The following is a 20,034-nucleotide window of genomic DNA, read 5'->3' on the forward strand; positions in this document are numbered from 1 at the left end:
GAACGTATCCGTACGCCGTCGTTATTCCCCGGCGAGTCGGCGTGTCTTCGCTCGGATCGGCCTCGACGGGTTCGTGCCCGGCGAGATTTCGGACCGGCTCGACCGGGTTTGCCCGGCCACCGAGCACGGGTAGCCGACCATATGAGTCATCACGATCTTCCCGTCCCCGATTACGACGAACTGGCGCCGGGCACGCTCGCGCCGAGGATCCGCGCACTCGACGAAGCACAGTTGACGGTCCTCATCGAGCACGAGCAGAAGAACCAGAACCGGCCGAACTATCTCGAAGTGCTCACCGCCCGGCGCGACGAACTCGCCTCCGGCGCGGAACCCACCGGTGGCGATCCGACGAACGCCCCACCGGTCGACCACACGTCGAGCGGTTCACCGGTCGATCCGTCGCACTCCCCGGACGATCACACCCCGCTACGGCACGGTGTCGCCGAACAGACGCCGAAACGCGGAAAACCCTGACTCCACCGAACACCGAGTACCGGACACCGGCCCGAGCATCCGAACAAGGAGACCACCGTGGTCGACTTCGACAGAGTCGTGCAGAACGCAAGCCGAGTCGTGGAGAACGCGAACAGGGCGATCGACGACGCCGGTCGCTCGGTGGGCGGATTCGTCCGGCGCGCCGTCGACCGGCCCGTCGACGCTCGGAAACCGCAGACGGTGACCGTCGCGGCTCCACGGGCGCAGGTCATGCAGTTCTGGCGGGATCCCGAGAATCTGAGCAGAGTCTTCGGCGACCGCGTCCGGGTGGAGACGGTCGAAGCGAACCGGCTGCGCTGGACCTGGGAGGGCCCCGGCGGGACGACCTGGGACACCCGCGTCGACGTCACCTCGGAAGGACTCGCCTTCGTCGGCGAGGACGACGCGGACACCCCGGGCCCGCGCGTGGTCCTCGCGGTGTCCGACGCACCCCGGGGCGGCACCGCGATGACCCTGCGTGCCGAGGTTCCCGTCCCCGATCTCGTCACCGGCGCCCTGACCTTCACCGCGCTCTACCGTGCGCGAGCCCTCATGCAGACCGGTGAGATCCCCACCCTGCAGGGCAGTCCGAGTGCCCGTGAATCGGAAGGAGACGCGTGATGCGAGCCCTGTGCTGGATGGGCGTGAACGAGTTGTCGGTGGAGACGGTCGACGATCCCGGCCTGGTCAATCCGCACGACGTGATCGTGCGGGTCCGCCTCACCACGACCTGTGGGTCCGATCTGCACTTCCTCGGCGGGTATCTGCCGGGGATGCGGGAGGGCGACGTGATCGGCCACGAGTTCATGGGCGAGATCGTCGACACCGGCCCGGAGGTGACCACCGTGCGGGTCGGCGACCGGGTGGTCGTGCCGTCGTTCATCGGATGCGGGAAGTGCCCGTACTGCGCCGACGGCCTGCACGCGGTGTGCGACACCACCAACCCGAACGCCGCGATGCAGCAACCGGTGCTGGGCTATCCCACCGGCGGAATCTACGGCTACACCCACCCGTTCGGCGGGTACCAGGGTTCGCACGCCGAGTACATCCGCGTGCCCTTCGGCGACGTCAACTGCTTCCAGATCCCCGAGGGTGTCGGCGACGAACAGGCCCTGTTCCTGTCGGACGCGGTACCGACGGGTTACATGGGCGCCGACTTCTGCGACATCACCCCGGGCGACACCGTGGCGGTCTGGGGCGCCGGCGCCGTCGGTCTCATGGCCGCGGCGAGTGCGAGGATCATGGGCGCCGACAGGGTGATCGTGATCGACCGTTTCCGCGACCGCCTCGACCGCGCCGCGAAGAAGGTGGGCGCCGAAACCGTGGACTACACCGAGGTCGACAGCGTCTACGAGACGCTCCGCGAGAGCACCGGCGGACGCGGACCGGACGCCTGTATCGACGCGGTGGGCATGGAGGGTCACGGCACCGGCGTCATGCAGGCCTACGACAAGGTCAAGCAGGCGCTGCGGATGGAGAGCGACCGCGCGACCTCCCTGCGCGAGGCGATCCTGTCCTGCGGCAAGGGCGGAGTCGTGTCGGTGCTCGGCATCTACGGGGTCACCGACAAGTTCCCGATGGCGGTGCTGACGAACAAGAGCCTGACCCTGCGGACGGCGCAGCAACACGGCCAGCGGTACATGCCCACCCTGTTCGAACACGTCCTCGAGAGCCGCCTGGATCCGAGTTGGCTCATGACGCACGACCTTCCGCTCACCGACGCGGTGCGCGGATACGAGATGTTCAAGAACAAGGAGGACGACTGCCTGCGCGCGGTCTTCCGCCCCTAGATCTTCACCGGTCGGATTTCTTCAATACGAGCGCACGGTCGGCGTCCGACACTGGCGCCATGACGAATTCGGTGAACCCCATTCCCGAGGGATACACCTCCCTCACCCCCTTCCTCGTCGTGGACGGCGCCTCCCGCGCGATCGACTTCTACTGCGACGCGTTCGGAGCGACCGTCGTCGACCGGATGGACGGCCCCGACGGGGCGGTGATGCACGCAGAGCTCGATTTCGGCAACGGCCGACTGCAATTGAGCGATCCCCATCCCGGCATCGGCCTGCACGCGCCGAGCGGAACGAACGACGTCGACCATTCGTACGTGCTGTACTGCGCGGACGCCGACGCGGTGTTCGCGCGGGCCGTCGCCCTCGGTGCCCGCGTGTTCGAGGAACCGTCGACCTTCGTCACCGGCGACCGGTTCGCGTCGATCCTCGATCCGTTCGGTCATCGGTGGGCCGTGATGACGCGGGTCGAGAACGTGCCCGCTGAGGAAGCGAAGCGACGACTCGACGAGTGGGCGGCAACGCAGAACGCGTGACGGTCAGGGCGTCACGGGCGCGGCGGCCCCGACGAAGGCCACCATCTCGTAACCGCCGGGGTTGGTCTGGATCGGGATCTCCTTCCAGTTGTTGGCCACCCACACGTTCCCGGCCTGGTCGATCGTGATGCCGGTGTTGCGGACGAGACCGTCGAATCCGTAGCCGGTGACGTCCGGGGAGATCGGTGCGCCCGTGGTGGTTCCGGGGCGGCAGTCCACTGCCCTGCTGCCGCAGAACTGGGAGACGGCCCGGCCGGCGAAGTTCGCGACCCAGATGTTGTCGTTGCCGTCGACGACCACACCCCACGGCACCCGGAGGCCGCCGCCGGTGATGGGGAACGGCGTGAGATTCCCGTCGATCATCGTGAGGCTGCCCTCGAGAGTGGGGGTCAGCGCGGGATCCGGGCAGGGGATGCCGATGACCCGCGAGTTCGCGACCCACGCGGTTCCCGCGGAATCGACGGCCACGCCGAGGGGTTTCTCGAGTCCGGCCCCGCCGATGGCCGGGACGATCGGGGTGCCGGAGGCCTCGAGCACAACGACGGTGTCGCTGCCGTTGCCGGTGACGAACACCCGGCCGTCGGCGCCCTCGGCGAGGGCGAAGGGTTTCGTCACGCCGAGGTCGGTGAGGTTGCGTGCGGCGGCCGGGTTTCCGCCCGGATAGATCGTGACGCTGTCGTTGCCGCAGTTGGCCGTCCAGATGTCGCCGCTGCTGTGGGAGATCAGGCCCTGCGGCCAGTCGATCTCTCCCTGCGTGAACCCGGTGTCGGGTGAGATCGGCTGCCCGTCCGCCGTGAACACCGACAGGCTGTTGTGCGGTGGTTGCCGGTCGTCCGGGCAGCCGGGGGCGGGAGCCGCGAATCCGAAGTTGGCCACCCACACGTTGCCGTCGCGGTCGATGTCGATACCGAACCCTGCCCCGCTCAGTCCGCCACCGGTGTACGGCGATCCGGGGTAGAACTCGCCCGTGGGGGTGAGCCTGATGAGGTTGTCCGCGCCGCACACCGGAGTGTCGGTGCCGGGCGCGTATTCGTAATTGTTGGTCACCCAGATGTTGCCGTCGCGATCGACGGTCATGTTGCCGGGGCCGTCCATCGACACACCGTCGCCGACGAAGCGCAGCGCCAACGTCCATGCACTCGGGGGGAGGGCACGGTCGGGAACGATCGGGGACGGACCTGCCTTCGACACCGCGAACAACTCGACGACGTTCTGCCAGGGATGACGGGCGGTGTTCACCATGGCCTGCCAGGTGTCGGAAGCCGGTGCCCCACCGGGCGTCCCGGCGAGCCGCACCAGTTGGTCGCACACCTGCTGCAGGGCAATGCAGTTGGCGACCATGTCGGCGAGGGAACCGAAGGTGCCCAGCGCTTCGGTATCGGGGCCGTTCGGGGAAGTTCCGAGTACCGGAGCGATGTCGCCCGTGACGGGATCGACGAGATTGTGCGCCATACGTGCCGCGTTCTGCAGACCGGGCGACGGTCCGGCGACCCTACCGCCCTCGGTGAACTGCGCCAGCGCGTAAGCCGCTGCCACCGTGGTCTTCTCGTCGAGAACGACGTCCGCCGGCGAATTCCCCACGCCCAGCACGCCGCTCAGCACCGCCGGAGAGCCCGGTTTCCCGGCCACCGCATAGATCACCGACGACGCCGGCTGCGGTGTGTACCCGATCGCGAAGTCACCCGCCGGTCCCGACGTCGCGCGCCCCAGCAGGGCCGGACCGTCGGCCGACGTCGCGAACAGCGATATCTCGTAGCCGGGCAACGGAACCGCGGACGTGAGGACACGTCCGCGGAGTTGCTCTTCGTTCTGTGCGGTGGCGGGTGCCGCCAGGAGCGCCCAGGCCAGCGCCGTCGCTCCCACCAGTGCCGCACACTTCCGACCGATACGACTCGAACCACGCACGAGACGACCCTCTCGCCGACGGAAAGTAGTTGCAGTGCATCGTCGAACTACGTCACCGGTCAGCGTGGCACAACCGAGATGTCCGCTGTGGACGATTTCCCGGATTTCACCCCCGTATCCCCGCGGACGGCGTATCCCACAGACGGCGAATGCCGCCCCCGGCCGGAACCGGGAGCGGCATTCGTCGTGCTGTACGGACTCAGCCCAGACGCTGCTTGAGGGCCTCGAACTCGTCGCGGATGCCCGAGGGCACCTTCTCACCGAGGAACTCGAACCACTCGGCGATGCCGTCGATCTCGGCCTTCCACTCCTCGACGTCGACCTTGAGGGCCTCGTCGACGTCGGCGGGATCGACATCGAGACCGTCGAGCGTGAGGTCGGCGGCGCTGGGCACGTAGCCGATCGGCGTGGACTGCGCGCCGGCCTTGTGCTCGATGCGGTCGACGATCCACTTGAGCACGCGCGAGTTCTCGCCGAAGCCGGGCCACAGGAAGCGGCCGTCGTCGCCGCGACGGAACCAGTTGACGTAGAAGATCTTCGGCAGCTTGTCCTCGTCGGCGTTCTTGCCGAGCGTGATCCAGTGGTTCAGGTAGTCGCCGGCGTTGTAGCCGAGGAAGGGCAGCATGGCCATCGGGTCGCGACGGACGCTACCGACCTTGCCCTCTGCCGCGGCGGTCTGCTCGGACGACAGGGTCGCGCCGAGGAAGGTGCCGTGCTGCCAGTCGAAGGACTCGCTGACGAGGGGCACCGTCGTCTTGCGGCGGCCACCGAACAGGATCGCGGAGATCGGCACACCCTGCGGGTCGTCCCACTCGGGGGCGAGGATCGGGCACTGCGACATCGGGGTGCAGTAGCGCGAGTTCGGGTGGGCGGCGTTGGTGCCGGACTCGGGGGTCCAGTCGTTGCCCAGCCAGTCGGTGAGGTGCGCCGGGGTCTCGCCGCCGATGCCCTCCCACCAGATGTCGCCGTCGTCGGTCTTCGCGACGTTGGTGTAGATGGTGTTGCCGGCCTCGATGGTCGCCATCGCGTTCGGGTTCGAGTCGGCGCTGGTGCCCGGCGCGACACCGAAGAAACCGAACTCGGGGTTGACGGCGTAGAGGCGGCCGTCCTTGCCGAAACGCATCCACGCGATGTCGTCACCGAGGGTCTCGGCACGCCAGCCCGGGATGGTCGGCTGGATCATCGCGAGGTTGGTCTTGCCACAGGCCGACGGGAACGCCGCGGCGATGTAGTAGGCCTTGTCCTCGGGCGAGATCAGCTTGAGGATCAGCATGTGCTCGGCCAGCCAGCCCTCGTCGTGGGCCATGGCCGACGCGATGCGCAGCGAGTAGCACTTCTTGCCGAGCAGGGCGTTGCCGCCGTAGCCGGAGCCGAAGCTCCAGATCTCACGGGTCTCGGGGAAGTGGGTGATGTACTTCGTGTCGTTGCACGGCCACGGGACATCCTGCTGACCGGCCTCGAGCGGCGCACCCACGGAGTGCAACGCCTTGACGAACGGACGGTCGGTGCCGAGCTTCTCGAGCGCCGCGCTGCCCATGCGGGTCATGATGCGCATCGAGACGACGACGTACTCCGAGTCGGTCAGCTCGACGCCGAGCTTCGGGTCCTCGGCACCGAGCGGGCCCATGCAGAAGGGCACGACGAAGAGGGTGCGTCCGCGCATGCTGCCGCGGTACAGCTCGGTCATCGTGGCGCGCATCTCGTCGGGGTCGACCCAGTTGTTGGTCGGGCCCGCGTCGATCTCGTTCTTCGAGCAGATGAAGGTGCGCGACTCGACGCGTGCGACGTCCGACGGATCGGAATTGGCCAGGAACGAGTTCGGCTTCTTCTCGTCGTTCAGACGCGTGAAGGTGCCGGCCTCGACCAGCTGAGAGGTCAGACGGTCCCATTCCTCATCGGATCCGTCGGCCCATACGACACGATCGGGCTGGGTGAGCTCGGCAATCTCCTGGACCCAGGCAAGCAACTCGGCATGCTGGGTCGGGAGCTTGTCGTCGGTACCGTTCAAACCGGGAATGGTCGCTGAGGTCATCAAAACTCTCCTGGGGTGTGCCCGGAACCGGGATCCCACCTCCGACCTGCACGTTCTTCTGTGCGGACGATGGCAGACCCGGGCTTGCCCCTCTCGGCAGGGGTACCACCTACTTCGTCCGTGGCCGAACAGGCGAAGTAGGCGCCGGATGTCCTTTTCATAGAGGTTAACGTCGGAATGCAGACCGGCGTCACTCGGGGCCGGTCGGAAATCTCACAGAAACGATTCAGAACTTGCGCACAATACCGTCCCCTCCCCCTGCTGCGCAGCCGGATATGAATCACTTCGACTCTTCTCCGTGGTGTACGTCGTATTCAAGGCTACCTGTGTCCAGTCGGCTCCACCGACCCGATCCGTCGAGCTCGCGACAGTATTCCCACACGCCGTAACGGCCGTCGTCCGCGATCACCGACAGGCGGTCGCTGCTGCCGTCGAGATCGGTGTCGGTGGCCACCACCAGGCCGTCGCCCCAGTCGCCACCGACCCTCCAGCGCTCGGTATCGGCGACGACCGTCTCGGCAGCGCCGTCACCGTCGAGGTCCGTGGTCGGGGCGAGCGCGTCGGCCCAGGCGGCCACCTCGGCCGGATCGAACCCGGACGGATCGAACGGATCGGTGAACGGCTGGGGTGCGCCACCCGAGCCGGCGAATTCGGCCATCGTCTCCCCTTTCCGACCCGGCACCCGCCGGATCGCTCCTATCCGGTTGGACGCACCCCGGCACCCTGCGGTTCCGGGATGTGTCCGAGTGCCGCCAGGTCGCGTTCGCACGCGGCGATGCGGGCACGCCGCTCGCCACGGCGACGGGTGATCTCCACGTCGATCGCGGCGACGCGCTCACGCACGCGGGTCGCGTGCCGGTCGCGCGCGGCGACCGCGAGCGCGGTGGACTGCAGTTCCGTCTCGTGGATGCGGGTGCGGATCCAGGTGTCGAGTTCCGCCCGTACGGTCGCGAGCTCGTCGGCGATCCACCGCCGCATCCGGTCGCGGTAGGCGATGCGCCTGCGGATCCGTATCAGCCATCCGGCCGCCGGGACCGCGCACGCGATCGCGACCACCAGCGACATCCAGCCCGGCAGGTCCCCGAACGGGGTGAGGAGCAGTCTGCCGAGACCGGCACCTGCCGACGCACCGAAGACCACCGTCAGCGTGTCCTCCATCGACCGCGCGGTCTGCGGTGGGCGGGCCGTGCGCGTGGGTTCCGGCGCCGGCGTGCCCGGTGCGATCCTGGCCGTCTCGTCGGTGAGCCGCGCGCACAGGTCGTCGACGTGGGCGTCGATCGTCGTGACCACCGCATCCGCGTCCGCGGTCTCGAGCACCTCGCCCGCAGCGGTGGACGCCGCCCGCACGCGCATCGCGACCTCCTGCAACAGCGTCACCTGCAGCCGGCGTAGATCGGGACCGGAGGTCGCGGGTGGTGCTGCGGCGGTGAGGCGGGAGCGCTCCGCACGCAGGTCGCCTTCCTCGTCCTCCGCGCTCAGGCGCCCGATCTCCTCCTCGATCATCGGCCGGGTGGCGGCGACGACCGCTGCTCGTGCTCGTCGCGGGTCGTGCGACGACCGGACCGTCGCGGCCAGGACGTCCCGCAGTTCGACGAGTCCGGACGCGGTGAACAGGGTCTGCCGGACCGCCTCGCTCGCGTCGTCTTCGAGTTCGCGTGCCCGCCGCGCGGCTGCGGCGCTCACGGGCAGGATCACGACCCGCGGCAACCAGGACGCGTGCCGCTGCAGGATCTCGACGTCGGCGTCGCGCACCGCACGCCAGTCGGGGAAGCGGTCGATGCCCGTCAACGCACAGACGACCTCGATCGACTCGGCTGCCGCCGCGCGCACGAGGTCCAGTTCGGTGCGGCCGATCGTCGCCGACGGGTCGAGCACCACGAGAGTGACGGCGCGGCCCTCGTCCGTGATGTCCGGCCCGCCCAGATGTCGTAGCTCCGCTGCCAGCGTGCCGGCGCCGGAACCGGGCACTCCGACGACCCGCACGCCGGTCGCGGCCGGCCCGTGCAGTCCCATCCATCCGCGCGGGTTCCATCGGCGCAGGACGTCGTCGGCCGGATCCACGAGTCCGCTCGGCGGTGTCACTGCGGTCCTGCGGCGACGGACTCCATCGGGCCCAGCCCGATCAGGTCGAGGGTCTGTTCGACGAGTTCGCGCGCCTGCGGTGCAGCCGGGACACCCGCCACGACCCGGGCGAGCTCCTCGTCGCGTAGGCGGCGGACCACGGCCGCACGCGCGGCGAGCGGTTCCGCGAGCCGCGCGTCGTCGTGGACGGCGACCACCTGATCCGGCGGCACCTCCGTCGCACGCGCGACGAGAGCGCACTCGGTGTCATCCGTCCCGCCCGTCACCACGAGGACGAGGCGACGAGGATCGACGGCCGCCAGCGCGGCGCGGTCGGCCGGATGGGCGACGGCCGGGTCGAGACGACGCGGCACGACGTAAACGACGAGGTCACCGTCGAGGACCGGATCGGGACCGTCCGGCGTGTCCACTGCCACTCCGGCCACGGCCGCGTCTACTTCCCCACCCTCGATATCGACCCTGCGGAGCAGCAGTTCGCGTACCTGCGCCTCGACGCACTCCCGGCCGGTCCCGGGCCGCCCCGCGACCTGCACCCGCAGCGCGGCCGCATGCTCGGCCAGCGCCCTGCGAATCAACCGCCCTGCCTGCGCATCCCGTTGTTCGACCTGCGCGGCGAGGTGGTGCCACAACTCCCCCGTCATGATCCCCCGATCGTCGGCGGAGATTGTCGCAGAGAGACCGCTGACAGGCAGCCGAACGAATGCTTCCCTGAGAAAACACTGTGGCCACTCAGGTCACTCCCGCCACACACTCTCGGAATACGCGACAATGGACGGGTGAACGAAGCCGATCAGCACACCACCGAGACGCTCGACGAGCGCCCGACCCGCGGGAACCGCCTGTACCCCAGGGTGACGAGTTTCCGGTCCCGCCGTGGATCGCTGACCGACCCTCAGCAGCAGTGCTGGGACCGTCGTTGGCCCGAACTCGGTAAGGAGGTCGGCGACGAACCGCTCGACGTCGACGCATGGTTCGGCCGCTCCGCGCCCCTCGTCCTCGAGATCGGATCCGGAACGGGAACCGCCGCGGTCGCCATGGCCCAGGCCGAGCCCGAGGTGAACCTCATCGCCGTAGAGGTCTACAAGCCCGGCATCGCCCAGACACTGCAGAACATCGAACGCAGCTACGACACCGACGCGCCGATCCGGAACCTGCGGATCCTGCGCGGCGACGCCGTCGAGGTGCTCGAGAAGATGCTCACCACCGAGTCGCTCACCGGCGTGCGGGTCTTCTTCCCGGATCCGTGGCCCAAGGCCCGCCACCACAAGCGCCGGCTCTTGCAGGCCCCGACGTTCGCCCTGATCGCCGACCGGTTGAAGCCTGGTGGAGTGCTGCACGTGGCCACCGACCACGCCGATTACGCCGAGGCCATCGCCGAGGTGGGCGATGCCGAACCACGCCTCGCCCGCTTCACCGGCACCTCCCCGATCAGCCTCGAACGCCCGGTCACCAAGTTCGAGGACAAGGCACACCAGGTGGGTAGCGCGATCAACGAGTTCGTCTGGGGGAAGATCGGAGCATGAGTGTCCATGAAGAGCTTCCCGGCGTGACCGATTCCTCCGCGATCGACGGCGTCGAGCCGGTCCGTAAGGTCCTGCTCGTCTGGGACGCACCCAACCTCGACATGGGCCTCGGCGCGATCCTCGGCGGCCGTCCCACCGCCGCCTACCGTCCGCGTTTCGACGCTCTCGGCCGATGGCTGCTCGGGCGCACTGCCGAACTGTCGCGTCTGCACTCCGCGACCCTCGAACCCGAGGCCACGGTGTTCACCAACATCGCCCCCGGCAGCGCGGACGTCGTCCGCCCCTGGGTCGAGGCCCTGCGTAATGTGGGCTTCGCGGTGTTCGCCAAGCCGAAGATCGACGAGGACAGCGATGTCGACTCCGACATGCTGAACCACATCGAGCTGAGGCACCGGGAGGGTCTCGCCGGTGTCATGGTGGCCTCCGCCGACGGGCAGGCGTTCCGTGAGCCCCTCGAGAGGCTCGCTCAGGAGGGCATCGCGACCCAGGTGCTCGGTTTCCGCGAGCACGCCAGCTGGGCGGTGACCTCCGAGATCATCGAGTTCCTCGATCTCGAGGACATTCCCGGTGTGTTCCGCGAACCGCTGCCCCGCGTCAGCCTGGAATCGCTGCCCGACGAGGGTGCCTGGCTGCAGCCGTTCCGACCGCTTTCTGCTCTCCTGGTGGGGCGCAAGAGCGTCGCCGAATAGGAGACTTACGTGTTCGACCGTTGGGGAGAGCTCGTCTACCGCGCGCGCTTCACCGTCATTGCGGTGATGGTCGCGGGGTTGCTCGCGCTCGCCGGGTACGGGCTGAGCCTGAACGATCACCTCAGCCAGAGCGGCTGGGACGATCCCGGTTCGGAGTCCGTCGCCGCCGCCAAGCTCGCCGACGGCACCTTCGGCCGCGACACCGCGGGCGACGTGCTGGTGCTGTACACGGCGCCCGAGGGCAGCACGGTCGACGATCCCGCGTTCTCCGCGAAGATCACCGACAGCCTGAACTCGCTGGTCGCGGAGCACCCCGACGAAATCCTCAAGATCAACGGTGCGTACTGGCCCACGGACAACGCACCGTCGCTGCCGACGCTGGCCGACCCGTCGCGCCAGCACGCGATCGCGTCGATCGCCATCGCCGGCGAGGACGACACGGAGCTGACCGGCAACTTCCGCGAGGTCAAGGACGCCTTCTACATCGACGGCGTCGACGTGCAGCTCGCCGGTCTGCAGCCGATCTCCGGCGCGCTGAACGACACGATGGCCAACGACATCAAACGCATGGAGATCCTCGCGATCCCCGCCGTCGGCATCCTGCTGTTCTTCGTCTTCGGCGGTGTGGTCGCGGCCGCTCTCCCGCTGATCACCGGTGGTCTCACGATCGTCGCGGCGAACGGCATCGTCCGGTTGATCACCAACTTCACCGAGGTCAACTCGTTCGTCGCACCGGTCGTCTCACTGATCGGTCTCGGCCTGGCGATCGACTACGGCCTGTTCATGGTGTCGCGTTTCCGTGAGGAACTCGCCGAGGGCTACGACACCCCGGCGGCGGTGCGACGCACCGTCATCACCGCAGGTCGCACGGTGGTGTTCTCGGCGACGATGGTCGTCACCAGCCTCGGTGGCCTCGTGCTCTTCCCGCAGGGCTTCCTCAAGTCGGTCGCCTACGGCGCGATCTCGGCGGTTTCGCTGGCCGCCCTGCTGTCGATCACGATCCTGCCCGCCATCCTGAGCATCCTCGGCCGGCGCATCGACAAGTTCGGCATGAAACGCTTCGGGCAGATCCAGTCGAACGAGCAGGTCGAGAACAGTTTCCTCGGCCGCCTCTGCCGCTGGGTGATGGTCAACCCGATGAAGGTGACCATCCCGACGGTCATCGGTCTGCTGCTGCTCATCATGCCGCTGACCGGCATCAAGTTCGGCGGCATCAACGAGACCTACCTGCCGCCCGAACACCCCACGCGCGTCGCGCAGGAGACCTTCGACGAACTGTTCCCCGGCCAGCGCGCCGAGCCGGTCAAGCTCGTCGTCCGCGGTGCCGAGGGCGGCGATCTCAACAAGATCATCACGACGGCCAGCGAGGCTCCCGGCCTCGTCGAGAAGTTCCAGATCACCGGCCCCGCGAAGGACGGCGTCCGCGTGCTCAAGGCCGGTCTGACCGACCGCAACGAGTCCGCCGACACCATCGAGTACCTGCACGCGGCCGAATGGCCCGAAGGTGTCGAAGTGCTCGTCGGCGGCACCCCGGCGATCGAGCAGGACTCCATCGCCGCCCTGCTCGAGACCCTGCCGCTGATGGTCGTGGTCGTCGTGCTGTTGACGACGTTGCTGATGTTCCTGGCGTTCGGCTCGCTCGTGCTGCCGGTCAAGGCCGTGTTGATGAGCGCCCTGGGCCTGGGTTCGACGCTGGGCATCCTCACCTGGATCTTCATCGACGGCAACGGCGCCGATCTGCTCAACTTCACCCCGGGACCGATCATGTCGCCGGTGCTCGTGCTGATCATCGCGATCGTGTACGGCCTGTCGACCGACTACGAGGTGTTCCTGCTCTCCAGAATGGTCGAGGCGAGATCGTTGGGGGCGAGCACCACTGAGTCGATCCGTATCGGTACCGCCCACACCGGTCGCATCATCACCGCGGCCGCGCTGATCCTCATCGTCGTCACCGGTGCCTTCGGGTTCTCGGAGCTGGTGATGATGAAGTACATCGCGTTCGGCATGATCGCCGCGCTGATCATCGACGCGACCGTCATCCGCATGTTCCTCGTGCCCGCCGTGATGAAGCTGCTCGGCGACGACTGCTGGTGGGCCCCGGCGTGGATGAAGCGGGTCCAGGAGAAGATCGGCCTGGGCGAACCGATCCTCGCCGACGAACTGATGCCCGAGGACGTTCCCGAGCTCATCACCGTCGGCATGTTCGGTCCGGCGACGGTCGCGGCCACGGGCGCGCACCGTTTCCCGGCAGGCGCCTTCGAGGGCGGCTCCGACCTCACGCAGCCGTTGCCCAAGATCGCTCCGCCGAGGCCTGCCGCCGAACAGCGCAAGCTCCGCGATCTCACGCCGCCGCCGGTGCGACGGCAGGCCCCGGGCCGTCCTTCGGTCCGTCCGGCCGCGCCCGCATCCGGTCGTCCTCCTGCTGCTCCGCGGAACGGCGAACGGGTGCCGCCGGCAGCCGGGCGTCCGATGCCGGCGAGCCGTCCGGTGCAGCCCGGTACGGGTCCGGGGCGTCCGTCGCGTCCGGTCCCGGAGCCGCGTCGTCGCCCGGAGGACCGGCCGCCGGTGGACGAGCGCAACGGCTCGGCTCTTCCGGGGCGCGGTGTCCCGGAGAAGGGTGTCCCGGAGAAGCCCGAACGTCGTGCCCCCGAGATGCCGCAGCGCGATGTCACGCAGCGCGGTGCGCTCGATTCGACGCAGCGCGGTGCGCTCGATCAGACACAGCGCGGTGCGCTCGATTCGACACAGCGCGGTGCGTCCGACCCGTCGTCGCCGTCGTCGGTGCCTCCGCTTCCCCGCCGTCAGCGCGGGGAGGTTCCGCCGCCATTGCCGCAGTCCTTCGTCCGGCCGCCCGCTGCCCCGGGCGATGCGGAGGCTCTGCCCGGTGCCCAGGCTCCGCGGCCGAGCGAGCCCGGCACCGGTCGTGGACGGGATCCGCAGGCGATCGAGAACTGGTTGTCCCAGTTGCGCCGCACGTCGCCCGGCGGGGAGTCTTCGGCCCAGCGGTCGAGGCCCACTTCCGGCGCACCGCGCCCCTCGGCCGCCGGAACGCAGCGACCCTCGGCGCCAGAGCCCCAGCGACCTTCGGCACCGGACTCGCAGCGTCCCCCGACATCGGAGGCACCGCGACCTCCTGCCCGGCCGCCCGTGCCGGGTACTCAGCAGCCGCCCACACAGGGCATGCAGCCGCCGACACAGAACGGTCCCCGTCCGCCTCTACCCTCCCGGTCCCGTGGTCCGGAGCAGCCGTCCCGCCCGGCCGGCGAGCGGCCGGAAGCGCGGGCGGACGAATCGCAGCCGGAGCAGAACGACGCGGAGTCGCGGAGGCGTGGACGCCACGGTCCCGACAGCGGTCGTTCGATCAGCGTCAGCGAGCTGATCGCCCGGCAGCGTCGCGACTGATCTCCCGAACGAACCCGAGGCGACCCGCAGAGCGGGTCGCCTCGGGTGTTTCCGGGTCAGCTGCCGTTGAAGAACTTCCGCAGCCGCGTGGACAGCGGATGGGTGACGTTGAAACTCCCGCCGCGGACCTTGCCCGTCACCACGACGTGCAGCGGCCCGTACGGCGCTCCGCCGCGCACCTTCGACGACACGCTCGACGCGACGTTCTCGACGCCGTTGACGTCGGCCGTGGCCTCGGCGGGGAGCACGATGTTGATCGAGCTGAGGTAGTCGCTCACGTCGATCCGCACGACCTGCGTCTGCATCACCGCCTCGGTGAAGTCGAGGGTCACGGAGGACGCGACGGTGTCGAGGACGATGGTGGGCGGCACGTGCCAGCGACCCTTGCGTTCGATGCCGGAGACACGGCCCTTGATCACGAGAGGAGCGCCCTGGCCGGTCGCGGGGAATGCAGCTGCACTCGGCGCCGGGTAGCCGGCCGCACTCGGCGCGGGGTAGTGCGCCTGCGACATACCCGGCAGATTCTGTTCCTGGAACTCGGGCCGGATCTGGATACCGGGTAGGTCGACGAGCACCTGGTTCAGGTCGCCTCGGGTCTTGGCCGCGAGGACGGTGTCCATCCGTTCGGTGAACTCCCCGAGCGAGAGCATTCCCTGCCCGACCGCCCGCTGCAGAAGTTCGCCGACGTGCTCGCGTTCGGCGTCCGACACCCGCAGATCCTTCGGTTCCATGCCCCCGAGCTTAACGGGACGAACGGTATGCCTCCGAAGTCGTCCGGGCCACTGTGCGGGGCGCTATTCGAGGCCCTGTTCGATGACGTAGCGGGTGAGTTCGACGCGGTTGGCGAGCTGCAGTTTGCGCAGCGTCGCCTGGACGTGGTTCTCCACCGTGCGGTGGCTGAGCGTCAGTCGCGCTGCGATCTGTTTCGCCGACAACCCTTTCGCGACGAGACGCAACACTTCGGTCTCCCGGCCCGTGAGCGTCGGTGGGGGTCTCCGGTCGGCGACGTCGTTCGACATCCGGCGGTACTCGCCGAGCACGAGCCCGGCCAGGCCGGGGGTGAAGACGGCCTGTCCCCGCGCGGTCGCGAGAACGGCATCGACGAGTTCGTGCACCGAGGCGCTCTTCACGAGATAGCCGGACGCGCCCGCCTTGATCGCGCCGAGCACGTCGTCGCGTTCGGAGGACGCCGACAAGACCAGCACCCGGCTGTCCGGAGAGACCTCGAGGACCGCTCGGGTCGCCTCGGTGCCGGTGCCGTCGGGCATCGCCATGTCCATGAGCACGACGTCGGGACGGACGACCGCGGCGCGACGCGCGGCGCTCGCGACACCGTCGGCCTCGGCGACGACGGTGAACCCGGCCTCCTCGAGGTCACGTCCGACGGCGTTGCGCCAGATCGGGTGGTCGTCGACCACCATCACGCTGACGGTGCCGCGTTCCTCCGTGGTGTTCCCGTGTGTTTCCGCGCTGATCTCGGCCACTCATTCCCCCTTCGGTACCCGGATCTCCCATTCGGTTCCTTCGCCTACGTCACTGTCGAGCAGTGCGACGCCACCGAGCCATTCCGCTCGCCCGACGATCGATTTGGACACCCCCATGCGTCCCTGTTCGCGAGCTTCGTCGAGTCTGCCCGGTTCGATCCCGACGCCGTCGTCCCGGATGCTGAGCACGATCTCGTCGCCGAGATCCTCGAGAAGGATGTAGGCGGCGGCACCGGCACCGGCGTGCAGTTGCGTGTTCGACAGCGCCGCCGTTGTGAGCGCCGCGAGTTCCTCCGCTCGATCCCGCGGGATCATGATCGGGTCGGCGGGCGCGGACACCGTCGCACCGGTCCCGGCCCGGGCCCGGACGAGGGCGGTGAGGTCGGCGTACTCACCGCCGCGGTCGACGTCGGTGTCCTGTTCGGAGATCAGCTGCCGCAGCGCGGTCTCCTGTTCGCGTGCCAGCTCGGCGAGTTCCGTCGCATCGCCGCCCAGCTCGAGTCCGCGCCGTTGCACGAGCGCGAGCACCTGGAGCACGCCGTCGTGCACCTGCCGGGCGAGCCGGTCCCGTTCTTCGGTGGCGGCTGCCACGCGCACGGCCTGCTCGAGTTGCCGGTGCGCACTGCGCGCGGTGGTGGTGGCGAAACCCATCGCCACACCGCACGCGACGAGCACGGGCGCCGTCGCGTCCCGCCACAGGTCGAGGTTGATCTGGTCGCGCACGACCGCGCTGACGACGGACATCAGCAGCGCCGAGCCGATGCCGGTGAGCGGACCGCCGAGGATCGCGGCCGACAGCACCGCGTTGGCGACCCACAGCGTGGTGGGCATGGTCTGGTGGTTGCTGTACCAGTCGTGGTCGGCGACCAGCCGGGTCGCCGCCATCAACGCGACGGCGAGGATCTGGTCCACCACGGTGACCGTGCGCCTCAGTCGTGCCTCGCGGGAGAGCAGCACCGCCGAGACGAGCGACCACGTCACGAGCACTCCGACGAAGAACCACGACAGCCCCGGACGGGTGTAGTTCACGACGGTCGAGAACTGCGATCCCACCGCGTATGCGACGGTCACGAGCCGGAAGACCTGGGCGGCCCGCCACAGGGGCGCATCCGCATCCGGACCGGTCGGAGACGGCCTCATGTGTACGTTTCGCACCTTTCGTCACAATGGGTGGGGCGGGTGAATCCAACCACTCCTCGCCCCCAACGGTGACCGCACCATCCTGTGACCGTCCGCACAGTGGTTTGATTTGAAGTCGTGCTGAGGTCGTACCGAGCTGTCGCCGCCACCTTGCGGAGTCGTTGGCCGCTCTACATGGTCTCCATGGGTGCGTCGAACCTGTTCGGTGCGATGCTCGTGTTCGCCTTCGTCCGATACGGCATCCCGATCGCCGAGACCGACGCCATCATCGCGGATCGGGTCCGCAACTTCGCGGTCTTCGCGGTGTACCTGGTCTTCGCCGGGATCGTGAGCCTCGGCGCCGCGGCGATCACGCTGCGCTCGGTCGTGCGGTGGCAACTCCGCGGCGGCCCACCCACCCGGGCCGAACAGATGGCGGCCCTGCACGCCCCGCTGCGACAGGCGATCGTGCATCTCGGCCTGTGGCTGCTCGGCGGCGTGCTCTTCGTCTTCCTCACCGCCGAGGAGATGCCGTCGCTCGCGGTGGCAGTCTCGCTCACCGTCGCAATGGCCGCGACCAGCACTTTCGGTTTCACCTACATGCTCGGTGAACGCATCCTGCGGCCGGTCGCCGCGCGGGCGCTGAGCGAGGGGAACTTCGACCGGACGATGGCTCCCGGCGTCGGTACGCGCCTGGCCATGACCTGGGGTCTGGGCACGCTCATGCCGGTCGCCGGGATCGTGCTGCTGTGCGTGACGCAGTTGAGCGCCAACACCGATTTCGACGCCGACGCGCTCGCCCTGTCCGTACTCGCGCTCGCGGTGACGTCGATCGGCCTCGCGCTCGTGTTGTCGCTGCTGACGTCGGCGCAGATCTCCGACCCGATCAAGCAGTTGCGCTGGGCGATCGAACGCGTGCAGCGCGGCGCCTCGGGAGTGCAGGTCGAGGTGTTCGACGGCAGTGAGATCGGACGCCTGCAGGTCGGCTTCAACCGCATGATGGCCGAGTCCGACGAACGCCGGCGTCTGCGGGAGTTGTTCGGTCAGCACGTCGGCGAGGACGTCGCGCGCCGGGCCCTGCAGTACGGCACCGAACTCGGTGGTGAGACGCGCTACGTCGCGGTGCTGTTCGTCGACATGGTGGGTTCGACGGCGACGGCCGCCGAGCGCCCGCCGAGCGAGGTCGTCGAACTGCTCAACGAGTTCTTCCGTGTCGTCGTCGAGGTGGTCGACCACCATCACGGCTTCGTCAACAAGTTCATGGGCGACGCGGCATTGGTGATCTTCGGCGCTCCCCTCGACCGGCCCGACGCCCCCACGGCGGCGCTCGCGGCGGCCCGCGAACTGCGTTTCGCTCTGGACGAGATCACCGGACTCGATATCGGGATCGGCGTGTCGGCGGGACTCGCGGTGGCCGGCAACATCGGCGCGGCGGAGCGCTTCGAGTACACGGTGATCGGCGACCCGGTCAACGAGGCCTCGCGCCTGACCGAGCTCGCGAAACTGCGTCCGAGCAGGGTTCTCGCGTCATCGAGCGCGTTGTACTTCGCGGACGACGAGGAGCGCAGCCACTGGGAACTCGGCGACGAGGTGCAGCTGCGCGGCCGACGGCGAATGACCCATCTCGCTTGGCCCGTCCGCTATCCCGGAGCCCCCGGAGAAGCGAACGGGACGGACGAATCGAACACTTCGACGGACGAGTGACGGCCCGTCCCGCGACACCCGCGAACGACGCGGAACGGCCATAGCGCCCTCTTCGTGACCCGACGGTCGGTTACGGTGAACAGCGTGGCGCAGCCGCACGACGATCCTCCATGCCCCGACGCCACGCCGCGTCGGGGCTCGTTCCGGTGGATCAAGTGGGTGTCGGCGATCGCCCTCGTTGCTCTGCTGACGGTCGAGGCGATCTACCTGTGGCCGACGATGAGCGACTCGTGGCGCGCGGTCACGGAGATGCACTGGGGCTGGTTCGCGGCGGCCGTGCTGGCGCAGATGATCTCCCTCAGCGGCTTCGCGGGAGTGCAACAGCGACTGCTCCGCGCCGGCGGGGTGCGCGTCGGGCACTGGCGGTCGGCGTCGGTGATCTACGGCAGCACGGCGATGGCGGTGACCCTGCCCGCAGGCCCGGTCTTCTCCACGGCCTTCACCTACAAGCAGACCCGCAAGTGGGGGGCGACCCCCGTGGTCGCCTCGTGGCAGCTCGCGGTTTCCGGTGTCATCGCGGCCGTGACCCTGGCGTCGGTGGGCATGATCGGTGCGTTCGCGGTCGGCAGCCGGATCAGCCCCGTCACGCTCGTGTTGTCGCTCGCCGGGGCGATCGCGTTGATCTTCGGCCTGCGGTACGTCGCGAAGAACCCCATGTCGATCGAAGCGGCGGGCACGTGGGTGCTCCATCGGGTCAACCGCATCACGAGGAAGCCGAGGGACACCGGCTTCGACGTCTTCGAACGCACCCTCGCGCAGCTCGAGGCCGTCGAACTCGCGCGTCGCGACGGTGTGGCCGCTGTGGCGTGGTCGGCCGTGCACCGTGCCGCCGATGTCGCGTGCCTCGGACTCGCATGCTGGGCCGTCGGCGGCTCCCCGTCGGTGGCGGGGTTGTTCATCGCGTTCGCGGCGGCGAAGGCCGTAGGCAGTGTGCCGCTCGCGCCGGGCGGCCTCGGATTCGTGGACGGCACCCTCATCGCGACGCTCACCGCCGCCGGACTGAGCGCGTCGCAGTCGCTGGCAGCGGTCTTCGTGTACCGGATGGTGAGCTTCGCGTTCGTGGCCCTGGCGGGCTGGGCCACCGTCGCCGCGATGTACCGGGGCAACGGACCCGACGAGATCGATCCGATCGCCGAGCGCGCAGAACACGAGCGCAGCACCCTCGAACGGCGACGTCGTCCGGTCGAGAATTCCGAGCCGGCGTGATGCGCATCACAATGTAGTTGCGCAAGCAACTATTCGGTGGCATGGTTGTCGACAAGCAGTTGAAAGTTTAATCATCGAGGAGGACCAC

17 protein-coding genes are annotated in these 20,034 nt (G+C 68.8%); 9 read left to right on the forward strand and 8 right to left on the reverse strand.

What is annotated here, in order from left to right; translation table 11 throughout:
* Positions 1-141 precede the first annotated feature (141 nt).
* The 4 genes from C6Y44_RS21365 to C6Y44_RS21380 are packed head-to-tail and all read left to right on the forward strand — an operon-like array spanning position 142 to position 2,800.
* Positions 142-474: a hypothetical protein gene (locus C6Y44_RS21365; RefSeq protein ID WP_120280381.1), complete on the forward strand. Its 333-nt coding sequence runs from the start codon at positions 142-144 to the stop codon at positions 472-474.
* A 57-nt stretch (positions 475-531) separates the two neighbouring features.
* On the forward strand, positions 532-1,095 hold the full coding sequence (locus tag C6Y44_RS21370; protein WP_120280382.1) for an SRPBCC family protein: 564 nt from the start codon (positions 532-534) through the stop codon (positions 1,093-1,095).
* Positions 1,095-2,264, forward strand: coding sequence for a zinc-dependent alcohol dehydrogenase (locus tag C6Y44_RS21375; protein ID WP_159419114.1), 1,170 nt, complete (start codon positions 1,095-1,097; stop codon positions 2,262-2,264). Before C6Y44_RS21370 ends, C6Y44_RS21375 begins: the two co-directional genes overlap by 1 nt.
* Positions 2,265-2,323: 59 nt before the next feature.
* Positions 2,324-2,800 carry a VOC family protein gene (locus C6Y44_RS21380; RefSeq protein ID WP_159417500.1) on the forward strand — a complete coding sequence of 159 codons (477 nt, stop codon included), beginning with the start codon at positions 2,324-2,326 and terminating at the stop codon, positions 2,798-2,800.
* Between the two features lie 3 nt (positions 2,801-2,803).
* Here C6Y44_RS21380 and C6Y44_RS21385 read toward each other — a convergent pair whose 3' ends face one another.
* The 5 genes from C6Y44_RS21385 to C6Y44_RS21405 form a co-directional block, all read right to left on the reverse strand.
* Positions 2,804-4,705: an NHL repeat-containing protein gene (locus C6Y44_RS21385; protein ID WP_225623645.1), complete on the reverse strand. Its 1,902-nt coding sequence runs from the start codon at positions 4,703-4,705 to the stop codon at positions 2,804-2,806.
* 199 nt (positions 4,706-4,904) lie between these two features.
* On the reverse strand, positions 4,905-6,737 hold the full coding sequence (locus C6Y44_RS21390; protein ID WP_159417499.1) for a phosphoenolpyruvate carboxykinase (GTP): 1,833 nt from the start codon (positions 6,735-6,737) through the stop codon (positions 4,905-4,907).
* A gap of 280 nt (positions 6,738-7,017) precedes the next feature.
* Positions 7,018-7,395 (reverse strand): DUF6802 family protein, encoded by a 378-nt coding sequence (locus C6Y44_RS21395; RefSeq protein ID WP_159417498.1) that lies wholly within the window; start codon positions 7,393-7,395, stop codon positions 7,018-7,020.
* A gap of 38 nt (positions 7,396-7,433) precedes the next feature.
* The gene (locus C6Y44_RS21400; RefSeq protein ID WP_159417497.1) at positions 7,434-8,819 is read right to left on the reverse strand and encodes a hypothetical protein; all 1,386 of its coding nucleotides are present in this window, start codon (positions 8,817-8,819) and stop codon (positions 7,434-7,436) included.
* A complete protein-coding gene (locus tag C6Y44_RS21405; protein ID WP_159417496.1) occupies positions 8,816-9,460 on the reverse strand; it encodes a hypothetical protein in 645 nt (214 codons plus the stop codon). Before C6Y44_RS21405 ends, C6Y44_RS21400 begins: the two co-directional genes overlap by 4 nt.
* A 135-nt stretch (positions 9,461-9,595) precedes the next feature.
* Between C6Y44_RS21405 and trmB the strand changes: the two genes are divergently transcribed.
* Genes trmB through C6Y44_RS21420 form a run of 3 tightly spaced genes read left to right on the forward strand, consistent with a single transcriptional unit; the run spans position 9,596 to position 14,433 of the window.
* A complete protein-coding gene (gene trmB / locus C6Y44_RS21410; RefSeq protein WP_159417495.1) occupies positions 9,596-10,342 on the forward strand; it encodes a tRNA (guanosine(46)-N7)-methyltransferase TrmB in 747 nt (248 codons plus the stop codon).
* Positions 10,339-11,031, forward strand: coding sequence for an NYN domain-containing protein (locus C6Y44_RS21415; protein ID WP_026061641.1), 693 nt, complete (start codon positions 10,339-10,341; stop codon positions 11,029-11,031). The genes trmB and C6Y44_RS21415 overlap by 4 nt, the downstream gene beginning before the upstream one ends.
* Before the next feature lie 9 nt (positions 11,032-11,040).
* A complete protein-coding gene (locus tag C6Y44_RS21420; RefSeq protein WP_159417494.1) occupies positions 11,041-14,433 on the forward strand; it encodes an MMPL family transporter in 3,393 nt (1,130 codons plus the stop codon).
* 56 nt (positions 14,434-14,489) lie between these two features.
* Here the strand turns inward: C6Y44_RS21420 and C6Y44_RS21425 are convergent, their stop codons facing one another.
* The 3 genes from C6Y44_RS21425 to macS form a co-directional block, all read right to left on the reverse strand.
* Positions 14,490-15,164 (reverse strand): DUF1707 SHOCT-like domain-containing protein, encoded by a 675-nt coding sequence (locus C6Y44_RS21425; protein ID WP_060650327.1) that lies wholly within the window; start codon positions 15,162-15,164, stop codon positions 14,490-14,492.
* A 63-nt stretch (positions 15,165-15,227) separates the two neighbouring features.
* A complete protein-coding gene (locus tag C6Y44_RS21430) occupies positions 15,228-15,854 on the reverse strand; it encodes a response regulator (protein WP_120283689.1) in 627 nt (208 codons plus the stop codon).
* Between the two features lie 63 nt (positions 15,855-15,917).
* Positions 15,918-17,057: a MacS family sensor histidine kinase gene (gene macS / locus C6Y44_RS21435; protein WP_159417493.1), complete on the reverse strand. Its 1,140-nt coding sequence runs from the start codon at positions 17,055-17,057 to the stop codon at positions 15,918-15,920.
* A 174-nt stretch (positions 17,058-17,231) separates the two neighbouring features.
* On the opposite strand from macS, the gene C6Y44_RS21440 reads away from it, so the two are divergent.
* Both C6Y44_RS21440 and C6Y44_RS21445 read left to right on the forward strand, forming a co-directional pair.
* On the forward strand, positions 17,232-18,740 hold the full coding sequence (locus tag C6Y44_RS21440) for an adenylate/guanylate cyclase domain-containing protein (protein WP_159419112.1): 1,509 nt from the start codon (positions 17,232-17,234) through the stop codon (positions 18,738-18,740).
* 84 nt (positions 18,741-18,824) lie between these two features.
* Positions 18,825-19,946 (forward strand): lysylphosphatidylglycerol synthase transmembrane domain-containing protein, encoded by a 1,122-nt coding sequence (locus tag C6Y44_RS21445; protein WP_225623646.1) that lies wholly within the window; start codon positions 18,825-18,827, stop codon positions 19,944-19,946.
* Positions 19,947-20,034: the final 88 nt, after the last annotated feature.

It is taken from the genome of Rhodococcus rhodochrous (assembly GCF_014854695.1).
GTDB lineage: Bacteria > Actinomycetota > Actinomycetes > Mycobacteriales > Mycobacteriaceae > Rhodococcus.

Bases quoted from the DNA above. Each gene is read 5' to 3' on its own strand.
- C6Y44_RS21440 (WP_159419112.1), top strand. From the start codon at position 17,232: ATGGTCTCCATGGGTGCGTCGAACCTGTTCGGTGCGATGCTCGTGTTC.
- C6Y44_RS21365 (WP_120280381.1), top strand. From the start codon at position 142: ATGAGTCATCACGATCTTCCCGTCCCCGATTACGACGAACTGGCGCCG.
- C6Y44_RS21375 (WP_159419114.1), top strand. From the start codon at position 1,095: ATGCGAGCCCTGTGCTGGATGGGCGTGAACGAGTTGTCGGTGGAGACG.
- C6Y44_RS21380 (WP_159417500.1), top strand. From the start codon at position 2,324: ATGACGAATTCGGTGAACCCCATTCCCGAGGGATACACCTCCCTCACC.
- macS (WP_159417493.1), bottom strand. From the start codon at position 17,057: ATGAGGCCGTCTCCGACCGGTCCGGATGCGGATGCGCCCCTGTGGCGG.
- C6Y44_RS21395 (WP_159417498.1), bottom strand. From the start codon at position 7,395: ATGGCCGAATTCGCCGGCTCGGGTGGCGCACCCCAGCCGTTCACCGAT.
- C6Y44_RS21425 (WP_060650327.1), bottom strand. From the start codon at position 15,164: ATGGAACCGAAGGATCTGCGGGTGTCGGACGCCGAACGCGAGCACGTC.
- C6Y44_RS21415 (WP_026061641.1), top strand. From the start codon at position 10,339: ATGAGTGTCCATGAAGAGCTTCCCGGCGTGACCGATTCCTCCGCGATC.
- C6Y44_RS21405 (WP_159417496.1), bottom strand. From the start codon at position 9,460: ATGACGGGGGAGTTGTGGCACCACCTCGCCGCGCAGGTCGAACAACGG.
- C6Y44_RS21390 (WP_159417499.1), bottom strand. From the start codon at position 6,737: ATGACCTCAGCGACCATTCCCGGTTTGAACGGTACCGACGACAAGCTC.
- C6Y44_RS21430 (WP_120283689.1), bottom strand. From the start codon at position 15,854: ATGGTGGTCGACGACCACCCGATCTGGCGCAACGCCGTCGGACGTGAC.